The following is a 21,129-nucleotide window of genomic DNA, read 5'->3' as shown; positions in this document are numbered from 1 at the left end:
TGACCGCGGGCGGTTCCGGGAACCGCTCGCCGCCGGGATCCGTCCCATCCTTCGACGGACTCAGCTTCCGGTGGACTCAATTGGAGGAGCTCGATGATGCGTATGCACGCCACCCTCCGGATCGGCGTCGCCGTGGCGGCCGGTGCGATCGCCGCCGGGTGCGGCTCGACGTCCACGCAGCCCGGCTCTCCGGGGGTCGCCGGCTCGGCGTCGTCCGCGCTTCCGTCCGATCCGGCCCCGTCTTCGCTTCCGTCCGATCCGGCCCCGTCTTTGCCTCCGTCCGATCCGGCTCGCGAGCCTGGGGACAAACCGCCCGCCACCGGCTGGGTGAGCGGCGTGGTCACCCGCGGTGGCACAGGTCCGTGCTACGGATTCACCGCCGACGACGGTACGCGGTACGCGCTCTACAACACCTCAGGCCTGGAACTGACCCAGCGCGACCGGGTGAAGGTGCAGCTGGAGACCACGATGGTCCGCATCTACTGCGGGCCCGGCCACCTGATGGCGATGACCGCCGCCGAACCGATCACGTGAGTCTCCGCAGGACTCCGTGACAGCGGCGCATAGTCTGACCACATGGACGAGTCGTTCGTACTGGCGGAGGGGCCGTGGAGCCATCGCTTCGTCGGCGCCAACGGCAGCCGTTTCCACGTCGCCGAGGTCGGCACCGGCCCGCTCGTGCTCTTCCTGCACGGGTTCCCGGAGTTCTGGTGGGCCTGGCACGACATCATGACCCGGGTCGCCGACGCGGGCTTCCGCGCTGCCGCGATCGATCTGCGCGGTTACGGCGCAAGCGACAAACCCCCACGGGGGTACGACGGTTACACGCTCGCCGCCGACATCACCGGCCTGATCCGGGCCCTCGGTGAGCGCTCGGCCACCGTGGTCGGCGCCGGTGCCGGCGGCATGATCGGCTGGGCCGCCGCGTCGTTCCACCCGAAACTGGTCAACCGGCTCGTCGTGCTCGGCGCCGCCCATCCGCTGCGGCTGCGGGCGGCCCTGTTCGCCGACCCGCGCGGCCAGATGGCGGCGTCCACGGCCATCCTGCGCTTCCAGGTCCCGCGCTTCGAGCACGTGCTGACCCGCGACGACGCGGCCTTGGTCGGCGAGCTGATGACCAAGTGGAGCAGCCCGCAGTTCGCCGTCACCGAAGAGTTCGGGGAGTACGCGTACCGCTGCCGCCAGGCCATGCAGATCCCGCAGGCCGCGTTCTGCGCGATGGAGGCCTACCGCTGGGTCGCGCGCAGTGCGCTGCGTCTGCAGGGCTACCGGTTCGTCAAGCTGATGCAGCGGCCGTCGAGCGTGCCCACGCTGCAGTTGCACGGCGCGCTGGACACCGCGGTGCTCCCCCGGACGGCCCAGGGCTCAGGGCGCTATGTGACGGCCCCTTACGAGTGGCGCCTGATCCCCGACACCGGCCATTTCCTCCACCGCGAGGCCCCCGACGTGGTCACCGGCGAGATCCTGCGCTGGCTGAAGACGCCGGCCTAGACCCGGTGCTCGTAACGGTCGCGGACCTCGTGAGCCGGGGCCCAGCCCTGGTAGACGCCGTAGTCGAACTCCTCCAGGCCCAGCCTGCGGGCAACCGGGGCACGGCCGCCGGTGTACTCCAGGCGTAGCCAGCTGTCCGCCTCGGCGAGCACGATGAACGGCTCGCCACGCCAGGTGCAGAGGGTCCGGACGTACGCGATCTCGTCGTACTCGTCCGGTTCCAGCACCCGGAGGTACCGGCCCGGCTTGATCTCCTCGAAGCCCTCCTGCGGGTCGGTGGCGTAGATGCGCACCTTGTCCCCGTCGGGTGCCGCGTCGTACTCCCGGCCCTGCCAGGTCACTACGTAACCGTCACGCATCACTGCTCACCCACCCGGCGCCACAGGGGTGCGTCCGCGTCGAAGATCGCCAGCATCCGCTCGTTGCCGTCCGCGTCGATCCGCCACAGCTGCGCGCCGTGCGGCAGCCGGACGCTGTCCACCTTGAACTCGGCGATCACATCCCGGCCCTCGCCGGGCGCGAACCCGTTGCCGCGGAACGGCGGGCGCTCGATCACCCATCCGTCCATGGCCCGCAGCGCCTGCTCGTTCTGCCCGCCGTAGGGGATCCGGTAGAGGCTCGGCCGGTACGCCGGCCAGCGCAGCACGAACGCCTCCTTGGCGTCCGGCTGGAACGGCGACGAGTCGTAGTAGAGCCCGAGCGCGCCGAACAGCTCGCCCGGGGTCCGCAGGTGCTCGACCTCGGAGGCGCGGTGCACGAACCCGGCCACCCGGTCGTACCCACGGTCCAGGTAGTAGTCGACCTGCTCGGCGGCAATCGTCTTCTGCATGACCGTCGCGGACTGCGCCTCGTCGCTCGCCGGTTCCGGCGCCGGCACCGGGCTGACCGCTTCATCGGCGACCGGGCCCTCGGCCGGTTCCGCGCCGAGTCCGGCCTCGGTGGCCCAGTTCGCCAGCGCGATGATCTGGGCGCCCGGGTACTTCGCGCCGACCGGCGTGCCCGGGTTCACCGCGAACGACCAGGCCGGGTCGGGCCAGTTGCGGATCAGCTCGTAGAACCGGACACCGACCGTACGTGTCGGCTCCCCGAAATGGTCGGAAAGTCGGTCTTTGCTGGTGAAGACGATCAGGAACTTCTCCCCGTCGACGTCCTCCGGCAGGAACGCGAAGCCCGACTCGCCCGGCGAACTGCCCGGCCGGGAGTGACTCGCGACCGGCACCAGCACGTTCGCCAGCAGCAGCGTGGAGAGGAAGACGTCGGTGTTACCCGCATCGGCGGCATCCTGGAGATCGCGCTCCACGTCGTTGGCGGGCACGAACTCGACGGCGTCACCGTGCTCCTGCGGCGCCTGCCCGCCGGTCGCCGAGCCGGCCACGCCGAGCCCGGAGGCGGCCGGGTTGGCATAGCTCGCCGGGGTGACCGGGATGACCTGGGTCGCCGGCGTGACCGGGATGACCTGGGTCGCCGGCGTAACCGGGATGATCTGGGTCGTGTAGGCGTTCGCAAGGCCAGGCGCGGCGTAGGCCGAGGCGGGGCTGCCCTGAGGCGGCATCCCGGGAATCTGCGGCGCAGGCGGCGCGGTGTACGGCGCCGGGGTCGCGATCGGCGCGGCGTAGGCGGCCGGGGTCGGAGCGGCCGGGGTCTGGGCGGCCGGGGTCGCTGCGGCCGGGGTCTGGGCGGCTGCGGGGGGCTGAGTGTTCTGCTGGCCCGCGTAGGCCGCCGGTGCGGACACCGGACTCGCGCTGCCGGGGGCACCCTGGCTGTAGCCCGAATCGGGGGCCGCAGGCGCACCCGGGATCACCGGCGGAGCGAGCGCCGGACCGGCCGCGAGAGGCGCGGCCTGATGCGGCTGGGCGGGACCCTGGATCGACGGCGGCGGTCCGGACGGCCCGAAGCGGTCAGCTCCGGGCTGAACCTGCTCAACCGCCGGCTGCCGGCCGGCACCGAGCGCCTGAGCGGCGGCCGCCATCGAGGTGGGCCGCTCCGAAGGCGGAGTGACCTGCCGACGAGGCAGCGGGCTCCCGGGCACATCCGACCCGGTGGAAGCGCCCTGCCCAGCGGCACCGCCCGGACCGGCAAAGCCCGGCTGACCCGCGAAGCCGGGCTGCCCGAGACCAGGCTGGCCGGAACCGGGCTGGCCGACGCCAGGCTGACCCAGACCGGGCTGCCCGAGAGCAGGCTGGCTCAGGTTTTGCTGGCCTGAGGCGGCCGCCTGAGCGGCGGCGGCCAGCGGAGACGCTGGACCCTGCGGGAACGATGCCGCGGGAGCCGGAGGCGCCGACGCCGGGACACCGGATGCTGGAGCACCCGAAGCCGGGGCGAACCCCGGGAAACTGGAGAACGCGGCGGCGCTGCCACCCTGCCCGGAACCTGCGGATTGTCCAGGCTGACGGCGAGGTAGTGCGGACCCCAGAGCACCCGAGGCCGGAGCGCTGGCGGCAGGCTGCGACGAAGCCGGCAAACCCGACGAATCGGGGAAGCCAGACGAAGGCACGCCTGAAGACGGCATCCCCGAGGAAGGCACGCCAGAGGACGGCACACCCGAGGCGGGAACACCCGACGCGGGGACGCCAGAAGCCGGAACCGCCGAGATCGGAGCGCCCGAAGCCGGCCCACTCGAAGTTGGCACGCCCGGAGCCGGAGCTGCGGAAACCGGTGCACCGGCGGCGCGCTGGCCGGACCAACTCGGCGCGAACGGCGTCTCGGCCGGGTCGTAGGGCGCTACATGCTCGGGTACCGGAGGGGTATTCGCCATCGGCTTGCGGACCGGCAGTGGCGCACCGGGGTCCTGCAGCGGCCCGCGCGGGTCCTCGTGCACGTTGAACGGCAGGGACGGCTTGTCCCAGCCCGGCGTCGCCAGCCCGGCTCCAGGAGTAGGCCCCCCGATGACCGGCCGAGCGGGCGGACCCGACGAAACGGGCGGAGCGGACGGCGCAGCGGGCGACGTTGCGGCACCCGAAGGAAGGCCGCCACCCGACGGCAGGCCGGCACCCGGAGGCAGGCCGGCACCCGGAGGCAGGCCAGCACCCGGAGGCAGGCCGGCACCCGGCGCGGCCGCAGCCGGCGGAAGACTGGCAGGCTGCGCCGCAGCAGGAGGCACCGCCGGAACCTGGTAGGCGGACGGCCCCGGAACAGCAGGAGGCTGATAGCCCGCAGGAGTGCCACCGGGCACGGCCGGAGGCTGGTAACTCGCGGGTGTGGCACCGGGCGCGGCCGGAGGCTGGTACCCGGGAGGCTGGTAACCGGCGGGGGTCCCACCAGGCGCAGCAGTGCCAGGGGTCCGCATCGGCAACCCGCCCGGTGTCAAAGCCGGAGGCGCGGCCGGAGCAGGAGCGGCAGCCCCAGGAGCAGCCAACCCAGGCGCAGAAGCGGGAGCGCCACCCGAACCCGGCGACCGCACCGGCAGCCCACCCGGCCCCTGAGTCTGCCCAGGCCACCGCACCGGCAGCCCACCGGGCCCGGTAGGAGGCGCACCCACCGGCGGAATCGGAGCCACCGCCGGCGCAAACGGCGGCACCGCGGGAGCACCCGGCGGCACCGCGGGAGCACCCGGCGGCACCGCAGGAGCACCCGGCGGCACTGCGGGAACACCCGGAGAAAGCTGGGAAGCGGCGGGACCACCCGGCGCGCCCGGAGCACCGGGCTGCGGAGACGCCGCCGCCTGCGGCCGGCCCTGCGCCGGGTCATAGGTGGGTCCACCCGCCTCGGATCCCCGGCTCGCTGCCAGCGCAGCCGCCCCGATCTCCTGGATCTTGGAGGTGCTGGTCTGTGCTTCCCGGCCCGGGCCGCGCGTCGGCAGCCGCAGGTCACCGCGGGCGAGCTGGGCCACGAACCAGGCCGGCAGGTATCCCTCGATCGGCAGGCCCGGGTTGACGGCGAGCCACCACTCCAGGTTGGGCCAGGTGTTGGCGAGCTCCGCATACGGCACGCGGCGCGCGGAACCCGTGTAGTCAGCGAGGCACGACTTCAGCGCGGCCTGCGACGTGAAGGCGAGCACGTGCGTACGCCCGCCGGTGCTCCACGTCCCCCAGCCCAGTGGCGCCAGACCCGCGAGCGCGTCCGCCGAGACTGGTAACAGAAGGTCGACACCGGCGAGAATGCGGAAGTAGGACTCCTGGTCGTCGGTGCGCAACGCATCGCGCATCGCGATCTCGGCGTCCGTAGCCGGTTCCCACTCGGACACGTCCACCTCTCCCCACGCTGCGAACGGGCCAACTCAACGCGTATAACCTACAAGGTCAGGCCGCAATCACAATGGGCGGCGGCGTGCTGACTGCTGAGTCGCTTTCGCAGCGTTCCCGGCACGAGATCCGGCGGACCTCGCGAGCCTCAATTGATCGCCGGGCGCGATCATCCAACCACCGATGGTAGTTCCGCAAGTGGCTGGGTCCATTACGCGTTCGGGGGACTCACTGGAAGCGTTGCGTCGCCACCCGTTCGGTCTCGGCGTAATCGATCACCGACTCGTCGAGAGCCACCTTGATCTGCCGCAGGATGCCCTGGAGATCCTCGGAGGCCGCCCGCCACGTGTTCTGACGCTGCTCATACGCGTCGCGCGCCGCGCCGGACCAGGTCGACACGAGCGGGACAGCGTCGCGTTCGAGCTGGTCGAGCTGGTTGCGCAGGGCGGCAAGCGCCCGGTCGATGTCGGCACTGGCCTGGCGCAGCGCGCCGAAGCTGACCCGGAGAAGCCCGTCGTTCATCGTCGCCCTCCCCTACAGCGGCAGGACGATCGTGCCGCCGGTCCGGGTGACCCGGGCGGCCGCGCCGGCGTCGGCTGCCTGATATCCGGCGCCGGTGGTGCGGATCGCCTCGGCGGTCTCGGCGAGCGCCCCGCCGAGCCGGCGCAGATCCGCCGCGTACTCCGTTTTCACCTGTTCGAACGCATCGGCGCCCAGTCCGCGCCAGGCGCCGTTCAGCACTGACAACTCGGACATCAGGGTGCGTAACGTGCTTTGCAGCCCGTCATTCACCTGGTCGAACCGCGCAGCGGTGCGCGCCATCACCGCCATTTCAGCCTGGGTATCGGTCATCCCGGATGCCACCCGCCCCTCACTCGGCATCTTATGTGGACTGTTACATGCCATCGACGTAGATCACTAGATATGGGATTTCAGGGCCGACGTTATCCGCGTTTCCGACCGGCCCGGTGACTCGATTCGCGGCCTGTGGACAACCGGGCCAACCGCCTGTGGACAAGTCCGGCCGGACCGCGTCGCCGACCTACCATGAGGCGACGGCGGCGGGAGGTGTGAGCATGACCGTGTCGTTGTCTGTCGGGAGTGGACGCGCGTTCCGCGTCCATCTCCATCAGCTGGTGTCCACCCAGGCCGCCGCCGTTCTGATCCTGCTCGGTGTTCTGGACGGCGATCTCAGTGTGGTTCTCGCTGCGGCAGGCGCCGCCGGCCTGCTCGCGATGACGTGGGTCCGGGTCCGTGACCGCTGGGCTTTCCAGTGGCTCGCCCTGCTGGCCCATTTCGCCACCCGCCGCCGCACCGCCCGGCTCTCCAACCCGTCCGCGATCCTCGCGCTCACCGCTCCCGGCACCCGGCTGATCAGGGCGGACCTGTCCGGCCGACCAGCCGCCATCATCTCCGACGATCTCGGGCTGACCATGCTGGTCGAGCTCGGCACGCTCCCCCGGCTGGCGACCTTGGAAATCACCCCTCCGGTACGCCTTCAACTCGTTCTCACCGGCGCCCCCGCTCCTGTCGCACGCGCGGGTCCGGCCGCCGTCTCCTATCGGGCGCTCGGCCGGGACGGCCCGCTGGCACAGCACCGCGCCATCCTGGCGATCCGGGTGCCGCGGCAGCGCGACGAGCCCGACGAGGAGCTGCGTCACGCCGCGACGGCCGCGACCCGCGCGATGCTGCGCAAGCTGGGCACTTCGGCTGCCGGGCCGTTGGACGAGACAGCGACGGTACGGGTGATCGCCGACCTCGCATGCATCGAGCCGGAGACCGTCCTCCGTGAGTCATGGACCGGGCTGACCGCCGGCGGCCTGGCCCAGGCGGTGTTCCGCTGTGATCCCGAGCCGGGCGCCGGACTCTCCGCACGTCTGCTCGCCCGGCTGCTGCACCTGCCTGCCACCACGACCACGCTGGCATTGACGGTGGACCCGGGACCGGCCGCGACACTCCTGATCCGGATCACCGCTCCGGGCATGCCGGCTCTGGAGACGGCGGCCCGGTCACTCCGGCGCCTGCTGGCGAGCGAGCGGATGACGGCCCACCGCTACGACGGGGACCACCTGCCCGCACTCACCGCCACGCTGCCTCTGTCCACGCCTCTCCCGGCACCCCGGCCCGGAGCAGCGGGGCTGCTCCCGCCCCAGCAGAACGGCCCGGGCCTGCCGAGACACCCGCACCATCAGGACGACCCGGTCCTGCCGAGAATCCCACCCGAGCCGAACGACCCGGTCCTGCCGAGGCTCCCGCACGGCTTGATGCTGGGCCGCAACCGCCAGGGACGTCCGGTGCTGATCCAGCCGTTCCGTCCCGGCCCCACGCACCTGGTTCTGGTCGGCACCGGCCGGTGTGCCCAGCTGATCATCTTCCGTGCGCTCGCGCTCGGCGCCCGCGTCCTGGTCAGCACCGCTCGTCCGGAGGCCTGGGCGCCGCTCCTGCGTGGCCTGGCCGGCGACGAGTCGCTGACACTGCACCCGCCGGGCCTCGACACCGTCCCGCCCGGTTCCCAGCTGACCCCGGTCCTGCTCGTCAGGGACGACAGGCCGACCACGCCACCCGCCGGGCAGCAGAGTTCGGATGAAGCCGGCCCGGAGCCGGGCGACGAGGCTGCCGGCGGGCACAGCACGACGGGCACCGCCGCCGTGGCGAGTCAGGCGTCCAGCCGGCCCTGGACGACCACGATGACCGTTCTCGCCCACCCCGACGCCGATCTCGCCGCCTCCGCCGACCTTCTTCTCCTGCAGCCGCTCACGCCCGACGAGGCAGCGCTGCTCGGCACCGCTCTCGACCTCGGCGAGACCGCCGGCCTGCTGTCCCGGATGCGGCCGGGCATGCTCGCGGTCGTCACTCAGCGAGCGGTCCGATGGGCGGCGCTGACACCGACCTCGGTGGAGAAAGTCCTGATCGGGCAGCCGGTCAGGACCATCGAGACGCAGCGAAATACCCGGCAAGTTCCACTCTGACCCGATTCGACCGGCGCAGCTGGATGAAGATCGCGGGGTGTCGCTCCCCGGCTTGGCCCGCGCGTGGCACGATCCCCTGCCATGGGCATCCTCATCAGGCTGTTGATCACGGCCGTCTCGCTGTGGATCGCGACCCTGGTGATCGACGGAATCGACCTGACCTCCGACACCACGGCCGGTAAGGCCGGCACGCTGATCGCCGTCGCGGTGATCTTCGGTGTGGTCAACGCGATTCTGCGGCCGATCATCAAGGTCCTCGGTTGCGGTCTCTACGTCCTCACGCTCGGCTTGATCGCGCTCGTCGTGAACGGCCTGCTCTTCATGCTCACCAGCTGGATCGCCGGCGAGGTGGGCCTCGGCTTCCACGTCGACGGCTTCTGGCCGGCCGCGCTCCTCGGCGCGCTCCTGGTCGGCGTCGTGAGCTGGGTGCTCAACATGCTGGTCCCGGACGGCGACGACTGAGGCATCCCGGGAGGGCGCGGCCGCAGCGCCCTCCCGGCGCCGTCCTGGTGCGGCACCCGAGACGCGGCAACAGGCCAGGCACCGCGGATTGGCCTTATGTCCGGCATCACAACCGCAAGGACCGTTTCGCCGCCACGCCCTTACGGTGGAGGTATGAGCGATGAGCGGCGCGGATATCTGTACGGCCTCACGGCGTACACGCTCTGGGGTTTCTTCCCTATCTACTTCAAGCTGTTGCAGCCCGCGCAGCCACTGGAGATCCTCGCGCATCGGGTCGTCTGGTCGGTGCTCTTCGTGGCGCTGCTGCTCAGCGTGGCACGCAACTGGCGTTTCCTCGGCCGGCTCCTGCGCACCCCACGGCTGCTCGGCGGGATCACCCTGGCCGCGGTGCTGATCGGCATCAACTGGGGTACCTACATCGCCGCGGTGAACTCGTCCCGGGTGGTGGAGACCGCGCTGGGCTACTTCATCACCCCGCTCGTCTCCGTCCTGCTCGGCGTCACCGTGCTGCGCGAGCGGGTCCGGGCCTGGCAGTGGGTGGCGGTCGGGATCGGCACGCTGGCGGTCGCGATCCTCACGGTCGACTACGGACATCTGCCGTACGTGGCGCTGACCCTCGCCGCCTCGTTCGGCTGTTACGGCCTGATCAAGAAGCGGATGTCGCTGCCGCCCGCGGAGGGCCTGTTCGTCGAGTCCGGCGTGCTGGCGCTGCCCGCGTTCGCGTTCCTCACCTGGCTGAACCTCACCGGCGGGGCGGAGTTCGGGCACGTGTCGGCGACGCACACCCTCCTCATGCTGCTCTCCGGCGCGGCCACGGCGATCCCGCTGCTGCTCTTCGCCGGCGCGGCGAACCGGGTGCCGCTCGTCGGCCTCGGCATCCTGCAGTACGTGGCGCCGATCCTGCAGCTCGGCTGCGGTGTGCTGATCTACCACGAGCCGATGCCGCCCGCCCGTCTCGCCGGGTTCGGCCTGGTCTGGATCGCACTGATGATCTTCACGGTGGACGGCATCCGGCACACCCGGGCTGCGGCACGAGAGCGGGCGGCGGCCGAGGCGACGGCCGCCACCGCCACCGGGCCGGCCGCCGCCGCCCTGCCCGCGCGCTGAATCAGCGCGCGGAGTCTCAGTCGAACCCGGGCGGTTCGTAGGTGAGCATCGCCTTTCCGTCGAAACGCACGATCTCGAGCCGGGAGAGGCTGCCCTCGCCGAAGTGGGTCGCGCCGGGCATCCGGAACTCCGTGCCGGGCTGTGCCAGCCAGGAGCCCAGTTGTTCCTTCTGCTCGTCCGGCCCGTACGCGATGAGCCGGAACGTGTAGGCCTGCTCCGCCGCCCTGCTGTACGAGCAGAGCATCTCCACCTTCGTGCCACCGGCCGTGCTGGTGAGCCGGACCGTGGCCGTGATCGGTGAGACGTCGTCGACGGCCTTCATCGCGACGGCGGGTCCGGCCGGCGGGGCCGCGGGAGCGTCCTGATTCAGTCCCCAGGCCACCACGCCACCGCCGATGAGCAGCACGAGCACTGCCGCGGCGGCGGTGCTGAGCACCCGGATCGAGAGATTGCGCAACCGCGATCGCGGCGGTGGCCGATGCCGTTCGCCGAGCGCCGCGCGCCCGCCGGCCGAGAAATGCCCGGGCTGCTCGCCGAGTGTCGGATCCAGCAGCTTGGCGAACTCGTCGGCGTCGAGCCGATCGAGCATGTCCGGCACGCGGGCCAGGTCGGCGACCGCCTCCCGGCAGAACGAACAGGTCGCCAGGTGACTCTCGTAGGCAGCCCGCTCCCCCGGCGACAACGCGCCGAGCACGTAGGCGGCGTCGTCATGCCCGTCCTCGCACCGCATGCGTACCGCCTCCAACCGGCTCGTCGCTCCCGGTCTGTGGTACGCGGCACGTGACGCGAAGGTTCAACGATTCCTTAGCGCCCCTCGTCAGGCTGTGGCGGCCTGAACGCGGAGAGCCACCACCCGTTCAGGCAGTTGCGGACTCGCCTCCGGACAGCGCTTCGGCGACGTTACGGGCGGCTGCGGTGAGCTTGGCCCGGACCACGCGAGCCGAGGTCAGCATCTCCGCGGCCGGCATCGAACAGGCCAGCACCAGGCGCCGTTCCATGTCCCGGTCGGCGACGACGACCACGGCGGCCGAGGCCAGCCCTTGCCGGAACTGTCCCATTTCGATCTGCATGCCGCGTCGTTCACCGGCAGCCAGATCGGCCTCCAGCGCCTCCGGCGTGGTCAGCGTCGCCGGGGTGAAGCCGCGCATCCCGTAGTCCCGCAGATAGCGCGAGCGCTGGTCGGGGGTGAGCGTGGCGAGCAGCGCCTTGCCGAGCGCGGTGGCGTGGCCGCCCTCGTCGAAGCCGGGCGCGACGTCGTCGAGGAACGGCGATCGCGCGCCTTCCGCCGACGCGGTCACGGCTATCCGGCCGCCGACGAACCGGCCCAGATAGTGGCTGTAACCCGTGTCCAGGGCGGCTCGGCGCAGCGCCTCGCCCACCGCGGGCGGGCCACGGAATGCGGAGACCAGCTCGCGGTACCGGTCGGCTATCTCCAGCCCCACGATGTACGTGCCGTCCTCGCGACGGATCACGTAGCCCTCGTAGGCCAGGGTTCGCACCAGGTGATAGGTCGTCGCGACGGTCAGCTCGCATCGCCGGGCGATCTGCTTGACGGTGAGTCCACGCGGGGCTCGTCCGACCGACTCCAGCACGCGCAGGGCACGCGACACGCTCCGGATGAGATCTGACGGCTCCGCTAGGGGGTCACGCACAGCTACCTCCGAGGCCCAGGGACTTACACCATATGAAGAAACCCCCGTCGACGGAATGCCAAAAGCATGTGGATCACGATCGATTTGCACAGCGGGTGTGATCATTAGGACTGTCCGCAGCCAAAGCGCCGGAAACTGCCATAGTCTGCGTCAAGTGCGAGCCGCAAAGATCAAATCCGACGGAACCGGTTCTACCAGCAGAAATGCGGGCTGGGCAACGGTCGGCGCACTTACCACGACCATCGCTGTTTCGATACCCGTCTTCCTGGTGGGAGGACTCGCCGTTCAGGTCGGCGACGAGCTCGATTTCTCGCCGACGGGCCTCGGATTGGCCGTGTCCGCCTACTTCGGAGCGAGCGCACTCGCCTCCGTGCCGGCCGGCGCACTCGTCGAACGTTACGGCGCGACACGAATCGCCTGCGGCGGCATCGCTCTCGCGGCCGTCTCGCTGATCGCCGTCGCGGCCCTCGCGCGCTCACTGTGGACACTCGTGGCGATCCTCGCCCTCGGCGCGGCCGCCAACGCGATGGGGCAGCTCGCCAGCAACACCAGCCTGTCCCGGCACGTGCCGGCCCGGCGCCAGGGACTGACGTTCGGCATCAAACAGGCGGCCATCCCGGTCAGCACGCTGCTGGCCGGCGCGGCCGTACCAGCGGTGGCCCTGACCATCGGCTGGCGCTGGGCGTTCGCGCTGGCCGGCCTGGCCGCCGTGGCGGCCATCCCCCTGGTTCCCCGCGACTCCGGTCACCGCCGGCGCAGCGCCGAGACCGGCCAGGCCACCGGCGCCCTGGTGGTGATCGGCCTGGCCGCGACACTCGCCGCCGGATCGGCGAACGCCCTCGGTACGTTCGTGGTCGCCTCCGCGGTCGACCGGGGAGTCAGCCCCGGACCGGCCGGCCTGGCGCTCACCCTCGGCGGGGCGATCTGCGCGCTCGCCCGGATCGCCGGCGGCTGGCAGGCCGACCGGCGACCGGACCGGCAGGTCGGTGTGATCGCGGTGCTGCTGACCATCGGCGCGGGCGGGCTGGCGCTGCTGTCCACACCGGGAACCCTCGCGATGGTCGCCGGCATCGTGCTCGGCTTCGGGTTCGGCTGGGCCTGGCCGGGCCTGATGACGTTCGCCGTGGTCCGGCTGCACCCGCAGGCTCCAGCCGCCGCCACCTCGATCACCCAAACCGGCGTTTACGCAGGTGGATGCGTTGGTCCGCTCGGGTTGGGCGCGCTGGCCGGGCATGCCGGGTATCCGGCCATGTGGACGGCCGGCGCGCTGGCGATGGTCTCCGCCGCAGCACTGATGCTGGTGGGCAGCCGCCTGCTACGACACCACGGAGCCACCTGATCCGCCGGAAACGGGCCGGAGGTCAGCTCGTGCGGTCGGCGATGAAGTCGCAGAGCGCCTCCATCGTGCGCTTCGCCTCGCCCGCCGGCAGCGGCGCCAGCCGGGCCCGCGCCTCCTCGGCGTAGGTCCGCACCGTCTCCCGCGCCTGCTTCATCGCCGCCGACTCGCGCAGCAGCGTCAACGCCTCGGCATGCAGCGCGTCGTCCGTGATCGGGCCGGCCGAGAGCAGCTCCCGCAGCCGGACCGCGGACGCGTCGGTGTCGTCACCGGCCAGGGCGTAGAGCACCGGCAGCGTCGGCACGCCCTCACGCAGGTCGGTGCCGGGGGTCTTGCCGGACTGCACCGACTCGGACGCGATGTCGAGCAGGTCGTCGGAGAGCTGGAAGGCGATGCCGATGGTCTCGCCGTACCGCGCGAGGGCCTCCACGTGCTCGGGTCGGGCGCCGGAGAAGAGGCCGCCGAACCGGGCCGCCGTGGCGATCAGCGAAGCCGTTTTCTCCGCGATGACGTGCAGGTAGTGCTCGATGGGGTCGCTGCCGCGCGGGCCGACCGTCTCGGCGATCTGGCCGTGCACCAGGCGGGCGAACGTCTGCGCCTGCAGGTGCACCGCCTCGGTGCCGAGCTGGGCGGCCAGGTCGGCGGCCTGCGCGAAGAGGTAGTCACCGACGAGGATCGCCACCGAGTTGCCCCAGCGCGCGTTGGCGCTCGGCGCTCCGCGGCGCACGGTCGCCTCGTCCATCACGTCGTCGTGGTAGAGCGTGGCGAGGTGGGTCAGCTCCACCACGTTCGCCGCGTCGACGACCTGCGGCGACGTCGGATCACCGAACTGCGCCCCGAGCGCCACCAGCAGCGGCCGGAACCGCTTGCCCCCGGCGTCGGCGAGATGGCGCGCGGCCTCGGCCACCAGCGGGTCGGCGCTGGCGACATGGCCTCGCAGCGCTTCCTCCACGGCGGCCAGCGTCGCCGACACCGACGCGTCCATTGCGGGATCGACGTCGAGGCCCAGCGACGACAGCGTCAGATCACCGGTGCTCACCACGCATCTCACGATGCCATACGGGTCCGACGGATTCTGTCCCAGGGTGGCAAGGGACAAGATCAAAAATCCGACACCATCGGGTACGGCCTGAGCCCGCCCCCCAACCCTTGCCGGACCCGAGCCCGGATCGCCCGGCATTCGGCCCGGTGGATGTGGCAGACGAGACAGGCCCCGGTGTGTCACCGGGGCCTGTCAGTGGTCGGACGCGGTCAGCGGACGAACTGGCCCGCCTGCTCGGTCAGGTCCAGCAGGGGCGCCGGGATCACGCCCAGCGCCACCGTGGCGAGCACGCCGAGGGTCAGCGCCGTGGCGGTCAGGAATCCCGGGATGGAGACCGCAGGCGTCGTCTCACCCGGCTCGGAGAGCCACATCAGCACGACGACCCGCAAGTACGGGAACGCCAGCAGCATGCTGGAGATGACACCGAAGATCACGAGCCAGGTCTGCCCGCCCTCGATCGCCGCCCCGAAGACCGCGAACTTGCTCATGAAGCCACTGGTCAGCGGAATGCCGGCGAAGGCCAGCAGGATGAACGTGAACGTGGCGGCGAGCAGCGGGCTCTTCCGGCCGATGCCGGCCCACCGGGACAGGTGGGTGGCCTCGCCGTCGGCGTCCCGCACCAGGCTGATGATCGCGAACGCCGCGAGCACCGAGAACCCGTACGCGACCAGGTAGAACATCGTGCTGGCCAGGCCCTCGGAGTTCATCGCGAGGACGCCGACCAGCAGGTAGCCGGCGTTCGCGATCGACGAGTAGGCGAGCAGCCGCTTCAGGTCGGTCTGGGTGACCGCCAGGATCGCGCCGACGAACATGGTCAGCACCGCGATCGTGCCGAGGACCGGCTGGAAGTCCCACTGCACCCCCGCGAACGCGACGTACAGGATGCGCAGCAGCGCGCCGAACGCGGCGACCTTGGTGCAGGCCGCCATGAACGCGGTGACGGGTGTCGGGGCGCCCTGGTAGACGTCCGGCGTCCAGACGTGGAACGGCGCCAGCGCGGCCTTGAAGAGCAGACCGATCGCGATCAGCCCGAAGCCGGCGTAGAGCAGCACCTGGCTCCGCTGCGGGTTCGCGACCGCGGCCTGCACGTTCTCCAGCCGGATCCCGCCCGCGAAGCCGTAGATGAAGGCCACGCCGAACAGGAAGAACGCCGAGGCGTACGAGCCGAGCAGGAAGTACTTCAGCGCCGCCTCCTGGCTGAGCAGACGCCGGCGGCGGGCCAGCGCGCAGAGCAGGTAGAGCGGCAGCGAGAAGACCTCGAGGGCCACGAACATGGTGAGCAGGTCGTTCGCCGCGACGAAGAGCATCATGCCGCCGAGCGCGAACGAGGTGAGCGGGTAGACCTCGGTGGCGCCGGGCGCGCCGCCGGCCTGCCGCAGGTCCTTCTGGGAGCCGACCGTGATCGCGGCCTGCGACACGAACGCGCCGCCCTTCTCGATCGACCGCTCACCGATCAGCAGCAGCGACACCGCGCCGAGCACCAGGATCGAGCCCTGGAGGAAGAGCGACGGCCCGTCGATGGCGACCGCGCCGCCGATCGTGGTGACCCGGGTGTCCCGCTGCAGCACCACGGCCACCAGCGCCGCCACCACCGCGACAAGCGCCAGCGTCAGCTGCACCGCGTTGCGGGCCTTCTTCGGGGTGAGCACCTCGACCAGGACGCCGACGCAGGCCGCTCCGAAGAGAATCAACATCGGCGCCAGAGCGCCGTAGTCGATGGCGGGAAGTTGCAGTTCTCCCATGGCTCAGCCGCCTGCCTTTCCATCTGCGGCCACCACCGGGGCCGGGTCGGTGGCGCCGACGTCCTGCAGGGTCGCCTGCACCGCCGGGTTGATCACGTCGGTGACCGGTTTCGGATAGAAGCCGAGCACCACGATGAGCAGGATCAGCGGGGCGACCACGAACTTCTCGCGCAGGCTGAGGTCCTTCTGCATGGCCGGAACCTCGGTGAGAGCCGGGTTCAGCGTGCCCTGGGTGGTCCGCTGGATCATCCACAGCACATACGCGGCGGCCAGGATGATGCCGAGCGTGGCCACCACGGCGTACCCCTTGTGGGTGCTGAATGTCCCGAGCAGCACCAGGAACTCGCTGACGAACGGCGCGGTGCCGGGCAGCGCCAGCGAGGCGAGGCCGGCGAAGAACAGCACGCCCGCCAGCACCGGCACCAGTTTTCCAGCGCCGCCGAAGTCGCTGACCAGCGCCGATCCGCGCCGGGCCACGAACATCCCGACCACCAGGAAGAGCAGGCCGGTGGCGAGGCCGTGGTTGACCATGTAGAGCACCGCGCCGGTGCCGGCCTGCGTGGTGAACGCGAAGATCCCGATGCCGATGAAGCCGAAGTGCGCGATCGACGTGTACGAGACCAGGCGCTTCAGGTCGTTCTGGCCGACCGCGAGCAGCGACGCGTAGATGATGCCGATGACCGCCAGGGCCATCGCCGCCGGAGCGAACCAGCGCGACGCCTCCGGGAAGAGCGAGAGGCAGTAACGCAGGATGCCGAACGTGCCGACCTTGTCCATCACGCCGACGAGCAGCGCGGCGGCGCCTGCCGGCGCCGCGCCACCGGAGTCCGGCAGCCAGGTGTGGAACGGGAAGAACGGCGCCTTGATCGCGAACGCCACGAAGAACCCGAGGAACAGCCAGCGCGCGGTCCCGGTATCCACCGAGCCGGTCGCCTCCACCAGTTTCGTGAAGTCGAACGTGTGCCCGGCGACCACCCACAGCCCGATCACCGAGGCCAGCATGAAGAGGCCGCCGACCAGGCTGTAGAGGAAGAACTTCACCGCCGCGTACTGCTTCTGGCCGGTGCCGAACGAGCCGATGATGAAGTACATCGGGATCAGCATGATCTCGAAGAACACGTAGAAGAGGAAGATGTCCGCCGCGGCGAACACCCCGATCATCGTGAACTCGAAGGAGAGCAGGAGCGCGAAGTACGCCGGAGCGGAGCGCCGGCTCTGGTCGACGTCGTTCCAGGACGCCAGGATGACGATCGGGAACAGGACGGCGATCAGCATCAGCATGACGAGCGCGATGCCGTCGGCGGCGAACGTGAAGCGGGCGTCCCAGGACGGGATCCAGGCGTAGGACTCGTGGAACTGGAACCGCTCGCCGTCGATCGTGTACGCCGCCCACATGACGGCGCTGAGTCCGAGAACGATCAGGGACCAGGCCAAGGCGACGATCTTGGCAAGCTGGGCCTTGGTCCTCGGGATGAACGCCACCACCGCAGCCCCGACGAGCGGGAGCAGCGTCAGGACGCTCAGGAACGGAAAGTCGCTCACGCCAACCACCCCAGCTGGATCGCGATGAAGGCGCCGACGACCAGCATCGCGCCGGTGAGCATGGAGAGGGCGTACGACCGTACGAAACCGGTTTGAAGCCGCCGCAGACGCGCCGAGCCGCCGCCGATCCCGGCCGCAAGGCCGTTGACCAGGCCGTCGATGCCCCTGTTGTCGAGGAACACCAGGGCCCGGGTCAGGTAGATGCCGGGCCGCTCGAACACCGCCTCGTTGAACGCGTCGGTGTAGAGGTTGCGGCGCGCCGCGGTGACCAGCACGCCGGCCGGCTGCGGCTCGGTGGCCGTCCCGCGCCGGAACAGCGCCCAGGCCAGACCCGCGCCGAGCACCGTCACCAGCAGCGACAGGATGGTGATCACGGTGTGCGAGAGCACGCCGTGCGCCTCCGCCTGCTCCTCGCCGAATACCGGCGTGAGCCAGTCCGGCACGCTCGTGCTCATCAGCCAGCCGGCCCCGATCGAGCCGGCCGCCAGCAGGATCAGCGGGATCGTCATGATCGGCGGCGACTCGTGCGGGTGCTTGATGTCGTCGGTCCAGCGGGCCGGGCCGTGGAACGTCAGCACGAAGAGCCGGGTCATGTAGAACGCGGTGAGCCCGGCGCCGATCAGCGCGGCCATGCCGAACACCCAGGACTCCCAGGTCACCTCGCGCTCGAACGCGGCCGCGATGATCGGCTCCTTGGAGAAGAAGCCGGAGAGCGGGGGGATGCCGATGATCGCGAGCCAGCCGGTGGCGAACGTGATCCAGGTGATCTTCATGTGCTTCGACAGGGCACCGAACCGCCGGATGTCGACCTGGTCGTGCATTCCGTGCATGACCGAGCCGGCACCGAGGAACATGTTCGCCTTGAAGAAGCCGTGTGCCAGCAGGTGCACGATGGCCAGCGCGTACGCCGCGCCGCCGAGCCCCACGCCGAGGAACATGTAACCGATCTGGCTCACCGTCGACCAGGCCAGGACGCGCTTGATGTCGTCCTTCGCCGCGCCGATGATGCAGCCCATCAGCAGCGTCAGCGCGCCGACGCTCACCACGATCAGCTGCAACGTGGTGTTCGCCGAGAAGATCGGGTTGGACCGGGCGACCAGGTAGACGCCCGCGGTGACCATCGTCGCCGCGTGGATGAGCGCCGACACCGGCGTCGGGCCTTCCATCGCGTCCGGCAACCAGGCCTGCAGCGGGAACTGGCCGGACTTGCCGCATGCGCCGAGCAGCAAGAGGATGCCCATGATCAGCAGGGTTCCGGCGGCGAGCGACCCGGCGCCGGCGAACACCTCCGCGTAGTTCGTGGTGCCCAGGTAGGCGAACATCATGAAGATCGCGATGGCCAGGCCGGCGTCGCCGACCCGGTTCATCAGGAACGCCTTCTTACCGGCCGTGGCCGCCGACGGGCGGGTGTACCAGAAAGAGATCAGCAGGTACGACGCCAGGCCGACGCCCTCCCAGCCGAAGTAGAGCATCACGTAGTTGTTGCCGAGGACCAGCAGCAACATCGCCGAGACGAAGAGGTTGAAGTAGGCGAAGAACTTCCGCCGGCCCGGGTCGTGCTCCATGTACCCGACCGCGTACAGGTGGATCAACGAGCCGACGCCCGTGATCAGCAGCACGAAGACGCCGGAGAGCGGGTCGAAGAGCAGGCCGAAGTCGACGTGCAGGCCGCCGACGACGATGAAGTCCCAGAGGCTGAGCTCGGCCGAGCGCCGGTCCGCGTCGAGGCCGGCCAGGCTCAGGAAGAAGACCAGGCCGAGCACGAACGACGCGGCGACCGAGAGGACACCGAGCCAGTGCCCCCATTTGTCGGCCCGTCTGCCGAGGAGGAGAAGTACGGCCGCACTGGCGAGCGGGATCGCGACGAGCAGCCAGATGCTGCTCAGCACTCCCGTCGCTGGGGCGAACTCCACAGTGTGTTCCATGGAAGGCCCTTCAGTACTTGAGGAGGTTCGCGTCGTCGACGCTCGCCGAGCGTCGCGTGCGGAAGATCGACATGATGATGGCGAGGCCGACCACGACCTCGGCCGCCGCGACGACCATCACGAAGAACGAGATGATCTGGCCGTCCAGGCCGCCGTTGATCCGGCTGAAGGTGACGAGCGCGAGGTTCGCCGCGTTCAGCATCAGCTCGATGCACATGAACAGGACGATCGCGTTGCGCCTGATCAGCACGCCTGTCGCGCCGATGGTGAAGAGGATGACCGACAGCACCAGGTAGTAATCGGGAGTCACTTCTCGGTCCCCTTCGGTGCGACCTCCGAGTCGGTCAGCTCACGGACCGGCAGGATCGGCGAGATGCTGCGCTCGGCGCCGTTGCCGTCCGGGAGCCGGGCCGGCGCGGCCACCGACATGGTGTTCGCGTAGATGCCCGGGCCGGGCTTCGGTCCGGGGTAGTTGCCCGGCCGGAACCGCTCCTTCATCCGGGTCACCTGGTCGACCTTGTCCTCCTTCGCGCGCTCCACGTGTGCCAGCACCATGGCGCCGACCGCGGCCGTGATGAGCAGCGCCGAGGTCACCTCGAACGCGAAGACGTAGTTGGTGAAGAGAAGCGCGGCGAGGCCCTGGACGTTGCCGTTCTGGTTCGCCTCGGCCAGCCCGACCGCCTCGATGTCGCCGAGCGAGCGGGCCAGGCCGGTGGCGATCAGCGCGGCGAACCCGATGCCGAGCAGGATCGCCGCGACCCGCTGCCCGCGCAACGTCTCGATCAGCGAATCCGACGCGTCCCGGCCGACGAGCATCAGCACGAACAGGAACAGCATCATGATCGCGCCGGTGTAGACGATCACCTGGACCATCCCGAGGAACGGCGCGGCGTTGACCACGTAGAGGAAGCCCAGGCAGAGCATCGTGACGACCAGCCAGAGCGCGGAGTGCACCGCGTTGCGGGCCAGCACCATGCCGAGCGCGCCGATCACCGAGATGGTGCCGAGGATCCAGAACGCGACCTGTTCGCCGGTGGAGACCGCGTCCATCACACGGCCTCCTTCCGTGCCGTGCCGGCGGTCTCCGGGCGGCCGGCGTTCTCGGCCGGGTCGGAGGCGTCGTGCGTGCCCGCGTCCGACCACGGCGCCCGCTCCGCGCCGGCCGACGTGCCCGGGTTGGTGAGCGCGCCGACGTAGTAGTCCTTGTCGGTCTCACCGAGCCGCATCGGGTGCGGCGGCTGCTCCATGCCGGGCAGCAGCGGCGCCAGGAGCTCCTTCTTCGTGAAGATCAGGTCCTGGCGGCTGTCGCGGGCCAGCTCGTACTCGTTGCTCATGGTGAGCGACCGGGTCGGGCAGGCCTCGATGCAGAGCCCGCAGAAGATGCACCGGGCGTAGTTGATCTGGTAGATCTTCGCGTACCGCTCGCCCGGCGAGAAGCGCTGCTCGTCGGTGTTGTCGCCGCCCTCGACGTAGATCGCGTCGGCCGGGCAGGCCCAGGCGCAGAGCTCGCAGCCGATGCACTTCTCCAGGCCGTCGGGGTGCCGGTTGAGGATGTGCCGGCCGTGGTACCGGGGCGCCGGCTTCGGCGGCGAGAACGGGTAGTCGGTTGTGATCACCTTGCGGAACATGTGCGCGAAGGTCACACCGAATCCCTTGAAGGAGCCGGTCAGTGTGGCCACG

The 21,129-nt window shown here is 70.6% G+C and carries 20 protein-coding genes; 7 read left to right on the top strand and 13 right to left on the bottom strand.

Annotated elements, in window-relative coordinates; translation table 11 throughout:
- The first annotated feature begins 93 nt into the window (after positions 1–93).
- Complete coding sequence (locus AMIS_RS01560) at positions 94–534, top strand: hypothetical protein (protein WP_014440429.1); 441 nt, start codon at positions 94–96, stop codon at positions 532–534.
- 42 nt (positions 535–576) lie between these two features.
- The gene (locus tag AMIS_RS01555) at positions 577–1,491 is read left to right on the top strand and encodes an alpha/beta fold hydrolase (protein ID WP_014440428.1); all 915 of its coding nucleotides are present in this window, start codon (positions 577–579) and stop codon (positions 1,489–1,491) included.
- On the opposite strand, the gene AMIS_RS01550 is transcribed toward AMIS_RS01555, so the two are convergent.
- Together AMIS_RS01550 and AMIS_RS41415 are read right to left on the bottom strand one after the other, a co-directional pair.
- Positions 1,488–1,853, bottom strand: a complete 366-nt coding sequence (locus tag AMIS_RS01550; RefSeq protein WP_014440427.1) for a hypothetical protein — start codon at positions 1,851–1,853, stop codon at positions 1,488–1,490. The two genes, AMIS_RS01555 and AMIS_RS01550, sit on opposite strands and share 4 nt — an antisense overlap.
- A complete protein-coding gene (locus AMIS_RS41415; protein ID WP_051041791.1) occupies positions 1,850–3,223 on the bottom strand; it encodes an SseB family protein in 1,374 nt (457 codons plus the stop codon). Before AMIS_RS41415 ends, AMIS_RS01550 begins: the two co-directional genes overlap by 4 nt.
- A gap of 111 nt (positions 3,224–3,334) precedes the next feature.
- Here AMIS_RS41415 and AMIS_RS43580 point away from each other — a divergent pair, with 111 nt between their 5' ends.
- Entirely contained in the window at positions 3,335–3,694 is a 360-nt protein-coding gene (locus AMIS_RS43580) for a hypothetical protein (protein ID WP_041829500.1), read from the top strand.
- 2,206 nt (positions 3,695–5,900) lie between these two features.
- Here the strand turns inward: AMIS_RS43580 and AMIS_RS01535 are convergent.
- Together AMIS_RS01535 and AMIS_RS01530 are read right to left on the bottom strand one after the other, a co-directional pair.
- Positions 5,901–6,194, bottom strand: a complete 294-nt coding sequence (locus tag AMIS_RS01535; protein WP_014440425.1) for a WXG100 family type VII secretion target — start codon at positions 6,192–6,194, stop codon at positions 5,901–5,903.
- 12 nt (positions 6,195–6,206) lie between these two features.
- Entirely contained in the window at positions 6,207–6,536 is a 330-nt protein-coding gene (locus AMIS_RS01530) for a WXG100 family type VII secretion target (RefSeq protein ID WP_386934407.1), read from the bottom strand.
- Positions 6,537–6,748: 212 nt separating this feature from the next.
- Here AMIS_RS01530 and AMIS_RS01525 point away from each other — a divergent pair, with 212 nt between their 5' ends.
- From AMIS_RS01525 to rarD, 3 genes are all read left to right on the top strand, one after another.
- Positions 6,749–8,641 (top strand): hypothetical protein, encoded by a 1,893-nt coding sequence (locus tag AMIS_RS01525; protein WP_014440423.1) that lies wholly within the window; start codon positions 6,749–6,751, stop codon positions 8,639–8,641.
- A gap of 81 nt (positions 8,642–8,722) precedes the next feature.
- Positions 8,723–9,103, top strand: a complete 381-nt coding sequence (locus AMIS_RS01520) for a phage holin family protein (protein WP_014440422.1) — start codon at positions 8,723–8,725, stop codon at positions 9,101–9,103.
- Positions 9,104–9,256: 153 nt separating this feature from the next.
- Positions 9,257–10,210: an EamA family transporter RarD gene (gene rarD, locus AMIS_RS01515; RefSeq protein ID WP_014440421.1), complete on the top strand. Its 954-nt coding sequence runs from the start codon at positions 9,257–9,259 to the stop codon at positions 10,208–10,210.
- 16 nt (positions 10,211–10,226) lie between these two features.
- On the opposite strand, the gene AMIS_RS01510 is transcribed toward rarD, so the two are convergent.
- Together AMIS_RS01510 and AMIS_RS01505 are read right to left on the bottom strand one after the other, a co-directional pair.
- Complete coding sequence (locus AMIS_RS01510) at positions 10,227–10,940, bottom strand: anti-sigma factor family protein (protein ID WP_014440420.1); 714 nt, start codon at positions 10,938–10,940, stop codon at positions 10,227–10,229.
- A 127-nt stretch (positions 10,941–11,067) separates the two neighbouring features.
- Positions 11,068–11,862 carry an IclR family transcriptional regulator gene (locus AMIS_RS01505; protein WP_014440419.1) on the bottom strand — a complete coding sequence of 265 codons (795 nt, stop codon included), beginning with the start codon at positions 11,860–11,862 and terminating at the stop codon, positions 11,068–11,070.
- 154 nt (positions 11,863–12,016) lie between these two features.
- On the opposite strand from AMIS_RS01505, the gene AMIS_RS01500 reads away from it, so the two are divergent.
- Positions 12,017–13,201 carry an MFS transporter gene (locus tag AMIS_RS01500; protein WP_014440418.1) on the top strand — a complete coding sequence of 395 codons (1,185 nt, stop codon included), beginning with the start codon at positions 12,017–12,019 and terminating at the stop codon, positions 13,199–13,201.
- 22 nt (positions 13,202–13,223) lie between these two features.
- On the opposite strand, the gene AMIS_RS01495 is transcribed toward AMIS_RS01500, so the two are convergent.
- From AMIS_RS01495 to nuoI, 7 genes are all read right to left on the bottom strand, one after another.
- Positions 13,224–14,183 carry a polyprenyl synthetase family protein gene (locus tag AMIS_RS01495; protein ID WP_172666657.1) on the bottom strand — a complete coding sequence of 320 codons (960 nt, stop codon included), beginning with the start codon at positions 14,181–14,183 and terminating at the stop codon, positions 13,224–13,226.
- Between the two features lie 266 nt (positions 14,184–14,449).
- A complete protein-coding gene (nuoN, locus tag AMIS_RS01490; RefSeq protein ID WP_014440416.1) occupies positions 14,450–15,982 on the bottom strand; it encodes an NADH-quinone oxidoreductase subunit NuoN in 1,533 nt (510 codons plus the stop codon).
- A 3-nt stretch (positions 15,983–15,985) separates the two neighbouring features.
- Positions 15,986–17,524 carry an NADH-quinone oxidoreductase subunit M gene (locus AMIS_RS01485; RefSeq protein ID WP_014440415.1) on the bottom strand — a complete coding sequence of 513 codons (1,539 nt, stop codon included), beginning with the start codon at positions 17,522–17,524 and terminating at the stop codon, positions 15,986–15,988.
- A complete protein-coding gene (nuoL, locus tag AMIS_RS01480) occupies positions 17,521–19,449 on the bottom strand; it encodes an NADH-quinone oxidoreductase subunit L (protein ID WP_014440414.1) in 1,929 nt (642 codons plus the stop codon). The genes AMIS_RS01485 and nuoL overlap by 4 nt, the downstream gene beginning before the upstream one ends.
- A gap of 10 nt (positions 19,450–19,459) precedes the next feature.
- A complete protein-coding gene (gene nuoK / locus AMIS_RS01475; RefSeq protein WP_014440413.1) occupies positions 19,460–19,759 on the bottom strand; it encodes an NADH-quinone oxidoreductase subunit NuoK in 300 nt (99 codons plus the stop codon).
- Positions 19,756–20,499 carry an NADH-quinone oxidoreductase subunit J gene (locus tag AMIS_RS01470; RefSeq protein WP_041829498.1) on the bottom strand — a complete coding sequence of 248 codons (744 nt, stop codon included), beginning with the start codon at positions 20,497–20,499 and terminating at the stop codon, positions 19,756–19,758. Before AMIS_RS01470 ends, nuoK begins: the two co-directional genes overlap by 4 nt.
- Positions 20,499–21,128: an NADH-quinone oxidoreductase subunit NuoI gene (gene nuoI / locus AMIS_RS01465; RefSeq protein ID WP_014440411.1), complete on the bottom strand. Its 630-nt coding sequence runs from the start codon at positions 21,126–21,128 to the stop codon at positions 20,499–20,501. Before nuoI ends, AMIS_RS01470 begins: the two co-directional genes overlap by 1 nt.
- Position 21,129: the final 1 nt, after the last annotated feature.

The organism is Actinoplanes missouriensis 431 (genome assembly GCF_000284295.1).
Taxonomy (GTDB): Bacteria; Actinomycetota; Actinomycetes; order Mycobacteriales; family Micromonosporaceae; genus Actinoplanes; species Actinoplanes missouriensis.
The sequence above is the reverse complement of the archived record's forward strand: the minus strand, read 5'-3'. Positions and strand labels throughout refer to the sequence as shown.

What these genes read in the sequence shown, in the direction of transcription:
- AMIS_RS01560 (WP_014440429.1), top strand. Translation starts at nt 94, where the DNA reads ATGATGCGTATGCACGCCACCCTCCGGATCGGCGTCGCCGTGGCGGCC.
- AMIS_RS01555 (WP_014440428.1), top strand. Translation starts at nt 577, where the DNA reads ATGGACGAGTCGTTCGTACTGGCGGAGGGGCCGTGGAGCCATCGCTTC.
- AMIS_RS43580 (WP_041829500.1), top strand. Translation starts at nt 3,335, where the DNA reads ATGCGGCTGGGCGGGACCCTGGATCGACGGCGGCGGTCCGGACGGCCC.
- AMIS_RS01535 (WP_014440425.1), bottom strand. Translation starts at nt 6,194, where the DNA reads ATGAACGACGGGCTTCTCCGGGTCAGCTTCGGCGCGCTGCGCCAGGCC.
- AMIS_RS01525 (WP_014440423.1), top strand. Translation starts at nt 6,749, where the DNA reads ATGACCGTGTCGTTGTCTGTCGGGAGTGGACGCGCGTTCCGCGTCCAT.
- AMIS_RS01520 (WP_014440422.1), top strand. Translation starts at nt 8,723, where the DNA reads ATGGGCATCCTCATCAGGCTGTTGATCACGGCCGTCTCGCTGTGGATC.
- rarD (WP_014440421.1), top strand. Translation starts at nt 9,257, where the DNA reads ATGAGCGATGAGCGGCGCGGATATCTGTACGGCCTCACGGCGTACACG.
- AMIS_RS01510 (WP_014440420.1), bottom strand. Translation starts at nt 10,940, where the DNA reads ATGCGGTGCGAGGACGGGCATGACGACGCCGCCTACGTGCTCGGCGCG.
- AMIS_RS01495 (WP_172666657.1), bottom strand. Translation starts at nt 14,183, where the DNA reads ATGGACGCGTCGGTGTCGGCGACGCTGGCCGCCGTGGAGGAAGCGCTG.
- nuoN (WP_014440416.1), bottom strand. Translation starts at nt 15,982, where the DNA reads ATGGGAGAACTGCAACTTCCCGCCATCGACTACGGCGCTCTGGCGCCG.
- nuoL (WP_014440414.1), bottom strand. Translation starts at nt 19,449, where the DNA reads ATGGAACACACTGTGGAGTTCGCCCCAGCGACGGGAGTGCTGAGCAGC.
- AMIS_RS01470 (WP_041829498.1), bottom strand. Translation starts at nt 20,499, where the DNA reads ATGGACGCGGTCTCCACCGGCGAACAGGTCGCGTTCTGGATCCTCGGC.